Genomic DNA, 1,708 nt, shown 5'->3' with positions numbered 1-1,708 from the left:
GACCTGCGGAACGAGCTCTATCAGCATCTGCTGCGCCTCTCGATGGACTTCCACCAGACCCACCGGGTCGGCGAACTGATCTCGCGCCTGACCAACGACGTCACAACCCTGAGGGCCACTCTCACCCGCGACCTGGGCGCTCTGCTGCAGCAGACGCTGGTTCTGGTCGGCGCCGTTGCGCTAATGTTCGTTCTGAATCCCCTTCTTTCGCGGTTCATTCTGATCCTGGCCCCGGTGATGGGCGTGCTCGCCGCAGGCTTCGGGCTGTTCCTGCAGCGGGCCAGCACCCGCCTGCAGGATGAGCTCGCCGGATCCACCGTCGTAGCGGAAGAGGTCCTGCAGAACATCCGAGTGGTGAAGGGCTTCGCCCGCGAGGGTTTCGAGATCGAGCGATTTGGGCGCGCCGTGTTGGGGTCGGTGAGGGCCGCACTGCGTATGCTTCGGATCCGCTCAGTATTCGGGGCAATGATCGCCTTCTTCGGCTTCAGCGTGATCGCACTCATCCTTTGGTTTGGGGGCCGGGAGGTTCTTGCCGGACGTCTGACGGCCGGGGAGTTGATCGCCTTCCTGATCTACGGCCTGACGGTTGCCGCCAGCGTCGGCACACTGGTCGGCCTGTACGCCAGCTTCCAAGAGAGCATCGGCGCTTCCCAACGCGTCTTTGAGCTGATCGACACACCTCCGCAGCTTGAGGATGCCCCTGGCGCACTCCTCATCCAAGATGTTCGAGGCGAAATCTCCTTTCGCGATGTGCACTTCGGCTATGAGGATGAGCAGCACGTCCTGAGAGGCATCAGCCTCGAAATCGCCCGCGGCGAGGTCGTGGCGCTGGTCGGTCCGAGCGGAGCCGGCAAGAGCACCATCTTCACCTTGGTCCCCAGGTTCTATGACCCGACCGCAGGCTCCATCCTGCTGGACGGGATCGACCTGCGTCAGATCACCCAGCACAGCCTGCGGGAGCACCTGGCGATCGTGCCGCAAGAGACCATCCTGTTCGGCGGCTCGGTCGAGGAGAACATCCGCTACGGTCGGCTGCAGGCATCAACGACCGAAGTCGAAGCCGCCGCCAGGGCGGCGAATGCCCACGAATTCATCGCCGATCTGCCTCAGGGGTATCACACCCTCGTCGGTGAGCGCGGGGTGCGACTGAGCGGGGGCCAGCGCCAGCGGGTGGCGATCGCCCGGGCCTTGCTCAAGGACCCTCGCCTGCTGCTTCTCGACGAAGCCACCTCCAGCCTAGACAGCGAGAGCGAGCAGCTCGTCCAGGAAGCCCTGACGCGGCTGATGCAGGGTCGAACGACGATGATCATCGCCCATCGCCTCAGCACCGTGCGCCACGCGGACCGGATCCTGGTGCTCGACAAGGGCCGCATCGTCGAAGCCGGCACCCACGAGGCGTTGCTGGCCGGGAACGGCCTGTATGCCAGGCTGCACGCGATGCAGTTCCGCGAAATGACCACGCTCGAGGCATGAATCGACACCTGCATCTCCGGCGGCCCAGGAATCCAATGCATAGGCCACGCCCGACCGATTCCCGCCGCTCGCCGGAACGGACAAAACGCCATGCCCAGGGTTGCGGTCGTGACCGATAGCTGCGTCAACCTGCCGCAGGATCTGCAGCGCCGTCTTGAGATCCGAAGGGTGGCCCACAACATCCATCGCGGCCAGGATGTCCCGCGGGATCTCGTCACCATTCAGCGGGATGGGT

Annotated in this window: 1 protein-coding gene; it reads left to right on the top strand. The window is 64.5% G+C overall.

Annotated features, from left to right (window positions below; genetic code table 11):
* On the top strand, positions 1–1,473 hold a 1,473-nt coding region (locus MUO23_02525; protein ID MCJ7511828.1), incomplete at its 5' end, for an ABC transporter transmembrane domain-containing protein.
* Between the last annotated feature and the right edge of the window lie 235 nt (positions 1,474–1,708).

The organism is Anaerolineales bacterium (assembly GCA_022866145.1).
Taxonomy (GTDB): domain Bacteria; phylum Chloroflexota; class Anaerolineae; order Anaerolineales; family E44-bin32; genus PFL42.
The sequence above is the reverse complement of the archived record's forward strand: the minus strand, read 5'-3'. Positions and strand labels throughout refer to the sequence as shown.